6 protein-coding genes are annotated in these 7,681 nt (G+C 74.2%); 5 read left to right on the forward strand and 1 reads right to left on the reverse strand.

Going from position 1 to position 7,681, the window contains the following annotated elements; genetic code table 11:
* Positions 1-282 precede the first annotated feature (282 nt).
* On the forward strand, positions 283-1,746 hold the full coding sequence (locus tag AB0F04_RS06240; protein WP_362038307.1) for a hypothetical protein: 1,464 nt from the start codon (positions 283-285) through the stop codon (positions 1,744-1,746).
* Positions 1,747-1,771: 25 nt separating this feature from the next.
* Here AB0F04_RS06240 and AB0F04_RS06245 read toward each other — a convergent pair whose 3' ends face one another.
* Complete coding sequence (locus AB0F04_RS06245) at positions 1,772-2,365, reverse strand: histidine phosphatase family protein (protein WP_362038309.1); 594 nt, start codon at positions 2,363-2,365, stop codon at positions 1,772-1,774.
* A gap of 190 nt (positions 2,366-2,555) precedes the next feature.
* Between AB0F04_RS06245 and AB0F04_RS06250 the strand changes: the two genes are divergently transcribed.
* The 4 genes from AB0F04_RS06250 to AB0F04_RS06265 are packed head-to-tail and all read left to right on the forward strand — an operon-like array spanning position 2,556 to position 7,657.
* Positions 2,556-3,593, forward strand: coding sequence for a phosphatase PAP2 family protein (locus AB0F04_RS06250; RefSeq protein WP_362038311.1), 1,038 nt, complete (start codon positions 2,556-2,558; stop codon positions 3,591-3,593).
* Entirely contained in the window at positions 3,544-4,743 is a 1,200-nt protein-coding gene (locus AB0F04_RS06255; RefSeq protein WP_362038686.1) for a hypothetical protein, read from the forward strand. The genes AB0F04_RS06250 and AB0F04_RS06255 overlap by 50 nt, the downstream gene beginning before the upstream one ends.
* The gene (locus AB0F04_RS06260) at positions 4,734-6,326 is read left to right on the forward strand and encodes a hypothetical protein (protein ID WP_362038313.1); all 1,593 of its coding nucleotides are present in this window, start codon (positions 4,734-4,736) and stop codon (positions 6,324-6,326) included. The genes AB0F04_RS06255 and AB0F04_RS06260 overlap by 10 nt, the downstream gene beginning before the upstream one ends.
* On the forward strand, positions 6,323-7,657 hold the full coding sequence (locus tag AB0F04_RS06265) for an AAA domain-containing protein (protein WP_362038315.1): 1,335 nt from the start codon (positions 6,323-6,325) through the stop codon (positions 7,655-7,657). The genes AB0F04_RS06260 and AB0F04_RS06265 overlap by 4 nt, the downstream gene beginning before the upstream one ends.
* Positions 7,658-7,681: the final 24 nt, after the last annotated feature.

Below are 7,681 nucleotides of genomic sequence, written 5' to 3' on the forward strand. Positions count from 1 at the left end.
CGAGAACCCCTGTTTGGACGAGCGGTCGGGAGCGGGGGCCTCCCGGTCCGCGGGGTTCAACGCGGCGAGGCGTCAACGGCTACGGCGGAAGTCAGCCGCAAAGGATGGCACTTCATGGCAGATCACGTATGAGATATCCGGTTTGTAGCCAAACCCAGCGTGGCGGCTCCATCACAGCAGGTACGTTCTTGCTCGCCGGACCCGGGCGGACCACGCGGACGACTCACCGCAGGTCGACCCGCGTCCGGCATGGTTCGACGGTTCGCACGGGAGGACCCGGCCATGGCGTCGTCAACAGTGACCTCGTCTCGATCCAACCGGCCGCCACGGCCGAATCTCGCCTTCCGGCGGCTGCGCGGACAGCGCTCGCCGGCCGAGTTCGCCGCGGCGATCCGCCGGGCCGGGCTCGAGATAGGCGAGCAGGTCAGCTGTGACGCTCGGTACATCGGCCGGGTCGAAGCGGGCGAGATCCGCTGTCCCAACTACGCCTACGAACGGGTGTTCCTGCACATGTTCCCGGGACGCACACTCACCGACCTGGGGTTCGCGCCCCGCTCGTCGGTACGCGGACGCCAGGCGCGCGAAACCGAGGGCGCGCCCCCGCCGCGCACCGCGAACCGGGCGAACGCCACAAGTGAGACCAGCAGGGAGTGCGGTCCGTATGAAACGCGGAACCCGTACGACCCGTACCACCCGCACGACACCTACGAGGAGAGCGACGTGCTACGTCGCGCGTTCATGACCGGCGGAGGCGCTACGGTGGCCGCCGCCTCACTGGGGCCTGTCGGCCTCGCCCGCGACGCCGCGGCGGCGCAACACCCCATGCACCGCCCCCTGCGCCGCGCCGGGGCGAGCGACGCGGGCGCCCTGGAAGAAGCCGTCCGCCGGATCCGGCTGCTCGACGACCGGCACGGCGCCGACGGCCTCTACCGCCGCGCCGCCGCCCCGCTGCGTGCCGCCTACGCCCTGCTGGACGCCGGGGCGACCCGCCAGACGACGGCCGACCGGCTCTACTCGGGCGCCGGTGAACTGGCCATCTCCGTGGGCTGGCTGGCCCACGACTCGGGGCGCTTCGACGACGCCCGCTCGCACTACGCGGAGGCCCTGGCGACCGCCCGGATGACCGGGGATCCCGGCCTGGAGGCGCACGCCTTCTGCAACACGGCGTTCCTCGCGCGCGACGCGGGCCGGCCGCGCGAGGCGGTCCGGGCGGCCCAGGCCGCGCAGCGCGTGGCCCGGACGGTGGGCTCGGCCCGGCTGATGTCGCTGCTCGCGCTGCGCGAGGCGGGCGGCTGGGCCGGACTCGCCGACCGCGTCGGCTGCGAACAGGCACTGGCCCGGGCGCAGGCCTTCTTCGAGCGGGGCCCCTCGGACGCGGACCCCGAGTGGATGAGCTTCTACGGGGAGGCCGAACTGGAGGGCCTGGAGGCGCAGTGCTGGTCCACGCTGGGCGACTGGCCCCGGGCGGCCCGGCACGCGCGCCGGGCGGCCGAGCTGCAGGATCCGCACTTCACCCGGAACATCGCCCTGTACACGGCGGAGCTGGCCGACGACCTCGCGCGCGGTGGCCGGCCGGACGAGGCGGCGGTGGCGGGGATGCGGGTGCTGGATCTGCTGGAGGAGGTCCAGTCGTCGCGCGTCCAGACCATGCTGGCGGCGACGGCCCGGGTGCTGCGGCCGCATCGCCGGGCCACCGGGGTGACGGCATTCCTGGACAGGCACGCCTCGGCGCCGCGCATGGCCTGAGAACCAGGCGCGTACGGCCTGATACCTACGCGAGGTGCCCCAGGTCGTTCCAGCTCTCGATCGCCGGTTCTCCGTAGGCCCAGCCCAGCACCGACAGCGACGTCGGGTTCAGTCGTATCCGGGCCGCGAAGTCGATCGGGAGGCCGAGCCACCGCGCCCCTATGGAGCGCAGGATGTGCCCGTGGGCGAAGATCAGGACGTCGCGGTCCTCGGAGCGGGCCCAGGAGACCACCTCGTCGGCGCGTGCCGTGATTTCGGTGAGCGACTCGCCGCCCGGGACGCCGTCGCGCCAGATGAGCCAGCCGGGCCGGACGGCCTGGATGTCCGCCGGGGTCATGCCCTCGTACGCCCCGTAGTCCCACTCCAGCAGTGCGTCCCAGGTACGCGCGCGGTCACCGAAGCCGGCCAGTTCGCAGGTCTCACGCGCGCGTGCCAGCGGGCTGGTACGCACCTCGACGCCGTCGAGCCCCTCGTACGGCGCCCGGTGCAGGCGCTCGCCGAGCAGCTTGGCGCCGCGCCGGCCCTCCTCCAGAAGGGGCACGTCGGTCCTGCCCGTGTGCTTCCCGGACAGGGACCACTCGGTCTGTCCGTGGCGGGCCAGCAGGATGCGCGCGGCCATGGGGAACCTTTCCGGAAGAACAACGCAAGGGGAACTCCTCCATCATGGCCCACGCCCGCCGGGGGCAACCCGGGGGGCGATCTCTGCGTCTTCGAAGGCCGGAGGCGCACCCCGGTGCGTCCGCCCACGCCGTACAGTGGCACGGCCGAACGGGTTACGCGTGATGACGAAGAAGGGGGAGGACGATCGGATGCCGCACACCGAGACACCGGGCACCGAGGCGGCCCCCGCGCCAAGGCTGCGCTGGTGGACCGAGCTGCCGCTGATCCTTCTGGTGTACGCGTGCTATTCGGCCGGCCGGCTCCTCGCCCGCGGCGACGTCTCCGGCGCCGTCGACAACGGGCTGTCGATCCTGCGCTTCGAGAAGGCGCTGTACCTCAACTTCGAGCACCCGCTCAACCGCTTCTTCACGCGCGAGGCGTGGATAGGCATACCCGCCGACTTCTGGTACGCCTCGCTGCACTATCTCGTCACCCCGGCGGTCCTGGTGTGGCTCTTCCGCTCCCGGGCCGTGCGCTACCGCGCCGCCCGCACCTGGCTGATGACGTCCACCCTCATAGGCCTGATCGGCTTCACACTGCTGCCGACGTGCCCGCCCCGGCTCCTCGACGCGAGCCACGGTTTCGTGGACACGATGGCGCAGTACAGCTCCTACGGCTGGTGGGGAGGCGCGGCGAGCGCGCCGCGCGGCATGGGGAACATGACCAACCAGTACGCGGCGATGCCGAGTCTGCACGTGGGCTGGGCGCTGTGGTGCGGAGTGATGCTGTGGCGCTACGGCGGCACGCGCGCGACGAAGGCGGCCGCGGTCGCCTATCCCCTGATCACGACGATCGTGGTCATGGGCACCGCCAACCACTACTTCCTCGACGCGGTCGCGGGCGCGGCCGTCATGGGCGCCGGACTGCTGCTGGCACCCTTCGTGATGCGCACCTCGGACCGGATCAAGGCGGCGTTCGTGCGGCCGGTGGCCCCGGTCGCGGCGGCCTCCACCACCGCCTCCGCCGCCACCTCTCCCACCGGCTCCATCACCGACTCCGCCGCCCCGTCTCCCACGGGCTCCCCCGCTGCCTCTTCCGCCGCGGGTTCCTCGATTGTCAGTGGCGGATGCCAGACTTCCGCGGGTGAGCGAATTCCACGGCAGCGCGAGTCGCGGCTCGGAGCGGGAGCCGAGCCGGGTGCCTCCCCCAAGGACGCGGGGGACGGCGCTCCGGCACCGGCTCGCTGAGCTGCGCGGCCCCGACGTACCCGCGAAGGCACTGGACGCGCGCGCTCTGGCGGCGCTGGCCGCCAACCCCGGTTGTGCCCGGCGCGCGATCCTCGACGGCGCGGGGGTGAACAAGGCGGCGCTGGCGAGCGCGCTGGGCTCGCCGTCGGCCTTCGGGCAGTCGCAGTTCGCGCTCACCCGGGGCAACGCGTTCGAGGCGAAAATCAAGGCCGACGGTGGCGCGGAGCTGCTGCGGCTGGTGCACGACAAGCTCGACCGGTCCGCCGAGCCGCCCGTCGCCGCGCGCGTGCCCGACCTGACCGCGCCCGGCCCCCGGGGGCGTACCGCCCGTACGGAGCTGGAGCTGCGGGAGGCCACCGCGCATCCCGGCGTCTGGACGCTGCTGGACCATCCGATGCTCGCGCTGGACGTGGCGGGCTCCCCGGCGTTCCTGGAGCCGGACGCGGTGGTGGTGCACCCGGACGGCAGCTGGACGGTCGTGGAGATCAAGTCCTTCCCGCTGCTGGACGGTTCGGCGGACCCGGCGAAGGTCGGGGCGGCGGCCCGCCAGGCGGCGGTGTACGTGCTGGCCCTGGAGGAGCTCGCCACGCGGCTCGGCGCCGAGCCGGAAGGCGGTGCCGAGCCGGAAGGCGGTGCGGAGCCGGAGGGAGACGCCGGTGCCGAGGGGGCGACCGTGCCCACGCCGCGGGTGCGGCACCGGGTGCTGCTGGTCTGCCCCCGGGACTTCTCCAACCAGCCGGCCGCGTCCGCCGTCGACATCCGCAAGCAGCGGGCGGTGACGGCCCGCCAGCTGGCCCGGCTGACCCGCATCGAGGAGATCGCCGACGCGCTGCCCGAGGGCACCTGCTTCTCGCCCGAGCTGCCCGCCGAGGCGCTGACGGCGGCCGTGGAATCGGTCCCGGCCACGTACGCGCCCGAGTGTCTGTCCGCGTGCGAGCTGGCCTTCCACTGCCGGACCCGCTCGCGCCAAGAGGGTGCGGTGACCTCGCTCGGGCGTCCCGTACGGGCGGAGCTGGGCGGCCTCACCACCGTCGAGGACGTCCTCGCGGCCGCGCGCGGCGAGGCCGGCGATCCCGACGACCCGGCCGTGGCCGCGCTGCGGCGCGCGGCCGCCCTGCGCGCCGAGGCACTGGAGGCGGCGTGTCGCTGATCTCCACCCTGGCCCGCCTCGAAGCCGTCAGCACGGGCCGTGCGCAGCCCGCCGCCACCGTCCGGCACCGGCATCTCGGCGACCGCCCGCTGGTGTTCGTGCCGCTGACCACCGCCGGTGAGGCCGGTGCCCCGCTCGGCGCGCTGGTCGGCACCGACCGGGACGCGCCGCGTCTGCTGGCCGTCCCGCAGCCCCGGGACCGCGACCTGAGGTTCGCGTTCCTGGCCGAACTGGCCGACGTCGTGCTGCCGTACGTCGACACATACGCCGACGCCGTGGAGGCCGCCGAGCGCACCGAGACCGACCCGGAGACGGGCAAGCGCGTCAAGGTCGAGGTCGACCTGTGCGCGGACGCGCCCCAGCTGATCGTGCCGAGCCGGGCGGGCATCGACCTGGTGCGGCTGCTCGGGCGCTCGATGCGGTTCCGGCGGACCGCCGAGCAGGATCCGGAGGCCCCCTATCCGGCGCCGCCGCGGGTGCCGCTGCTGGGGCGGTGGCTGACCCACTTCGGGGAGCGGGCCCGGGTGCCCGGCTCCTCGCTGCTGCTGGCGATGACCGACGTCCTGGGTCGGCACTGGGTGACCGGGCAGTCCAGCCTGGAGGACCAGCACTTGGGGGCGTTGCTCGCCTGGATCGATCCGCCGGAGGGCGGCACCGGTGCCGAGGCGGCGCTGCGGGCCGAGCTGGAGCGGGACGCGCAGGGGCAGCTGACCTGCCCGCCGGCCGGTCCTGCCACCGACCCGGCGTTCGACAACAAGCTGCTCGCCCCGGCCATCGAGCGGTACGACCGGGCCCGCACCGCCCTCGCCGCGGCCGAGGACGGGCTCGAGGCCGACGACCGGCTCGGGGCGCTGACCGCCGCCGAGCGGGAGATCCGGGACCTGGTGCTCAGCCGCACCCGGCCCACCTGGGACGCGGTGTGGCGGGGCCTCGATCTGCTGCGGGAGCTGCCCGAAGGGGCGCGGGTCGAGGAACGGTGGACCCGGGACCGCTGGTCGTTCACCGGCCACCGCGACCGTGTGCTGGCCGGTGAGCCGCCGCAGCCGCGCCGCGACGACGCGGTCACCGCGGCGAACAAGCTCGCCACGCGCGAGCGCGAGCAGGCCCGGCTGGAGGCGCAGGAGGCCCTCGACGACCCGCTGGTGATGGCGGGCCGGCGACTGTCCGGGGAGGCGTTCGCGGGTGAGGTCACCGACGTCGTGATGGCGTACAGCGAGGGCAAGCGGCCCAGCCCCCGCCCCCTGGTCACGGTGCGCACGGACGACCGGCCGTATCTCGGCGAGCGCACGAAGGTGTACCGGTCGCTCGGCGGGAAGCCGCAGTCGGCGGAGTTCGTCGCGGCCGAGGAGGACGGCGGGTACGTCGTGCTGCGGGTCCTCGACAAGATGGGCCGCGGCAAGGAGCCCGAGCCGGGGTCGGTGCCGGAGAAGGGCGACCGGGTCTGCTTCACGCTCTTCGAGCACGAGCAGCGGGGCGGCGCGAAGCTGCCCGACCCGGAGGAGACGCCGTGGACGCACGGCGGGCCGCCGGGTGAGGCGACCTTGGAGGCGGCGGACCCGGTGACCGAGGAGGATGTGCTGTGACCACGGTGTTCGACCCCTCGGCCGCCGCGGCCCAGGCCACCGACGCGATCCTGCACGACACGCTGCACGGCACCGCGCGCGGTGTCGTCGTGGACTCCCCGCCGGGTGCGGGCAAGTCCACTCTGGTGGTCCGGGCGGCCCTGGAGCTCGCCGAGGCGGGCCACTCCCTGATGGTGGTCGCGCAGACCAACGCCCAGGTCGACGACCTGGTCCTGCGGCTCGCCGAGAAGAGCCCCGAACTGCCGGTGGGACGGCTGCACAGCAGCGACTCCGACCCGTACGACAAGGTGCTCGACGACCTGCCGAACGTCCGCACGTCGTCGAAGGCGGCCGACCTCGCCGGACTGGCGGTGGTGATCTCGACGGCGGCGAAGTGGGCGCACGTCACGGTGGACGAGCCGTGGCGGCACGCGATCGTCGACGAGGCCTACCAGATGCGCTCGGACGCGCTGCTGGCCGTGGCCGGGCTGTTCGAGCGGGCGCTGTTCGTGGGTGACCCGGGGCAGCTCGACCCGTTCGCGATCGTGGGCAGCGAGCAGTGGGCGGGCCTGGCGTACGACCCGTCGGCCTCGGCGGTGACGACGCTGCTCGCGCACAATCCGGACCTGCCGCAGCACCGCCTGCCGGTGTCCTGGCGGCTTCCGGCCTCCGCGGCGCCCCTGGTCTCCGACGCGTTCTACCCGTACACGCCGTTCCGCAGCGGCACCGGCCCCGGCGACCGGACCTTGTCCTTCGGTGTGCCGTCGGACGGCTCGGGTCCCGACCGGGTGATCGACGAGGCGGCGCAGGCGGGCTGGGGCCTGCTGGAGCTGCCCGCCCGGCACACGCCGCGCACCGACCCCGAGGCGGTCCGGGCGGTTGCGACGGTCGTACGACGCCTGCTGGACCGGGCGGGTACGGCGACCTCGGAACGCTCCTCCGGCCCCTCGCCCCTCACCGCCGACCGGATCGCGGTCGGCACGGCCCACCGGGACCAGGCGGCCGCGATCCGCGCGGCCCTGGCCGACCTGGGCGTCGCCGATGTGGTCGTGGACACGGCGAACCGGCTGCAGGGCCGCGAGTACGACGTCACGGTGGTCCTCCACCCCCTCTCCGGCCGCCCCGACGCCACGGCCTTCCACCTGGAGACGGGCCGCCTCTGCGTCCTGGCCTCCCGCCACCGCCACGCCTGCATCGTGGTCTGCCGGGCGGGTGTGACCGACCTCCTGGACGACTATCCGTCGACGGAGCCGGTGCAGCTGGGGACGGTGGTGAAGTTCCCGGACGGCTGGGAGGCCAACCACGCGGTGCTGGCGCACCTGGCGGAACACCGGGTGGGGTGGCGACCGTGAACCGCACCTCCCGACCTCCCCGCC

The organism is Streptomyces sp. NPDC029041 (genome assembly GCF_040637515.1).
In the GTDB taxonomy this organism is placed as follows: domain Bacteria; phylum Actinomycetota; class Actinomycetes; order Streptomycetales; family Streptomycetaceae; genus Streptomyces.

Excerpts from the sequence above, each read along its gene's own strand:
- AB0F04_RS06240 (WP_362038307.1), top strand. The coding sequence starts at position 283 with ATGGCGTCGTCAACAGTGACCTCGTCTCGATCCAACCGGCCGCCACGG.
- AB0F04_RS06250 (WP_362038311.1), top strand. The coding sequence starts at position 2,556 with ATGCCGCACACCGAGACACCGGGCACCGAGGCGGCCCCCGCGCCAAGG.
- AB0F04_RS06245 (WP_362038309.1), bottom strand. The coding sequence starts at position 2,365 with ATGGCCGCGCGCATCCTGCTGGCCCGCCACGGACAGACCGAGTGGTCC.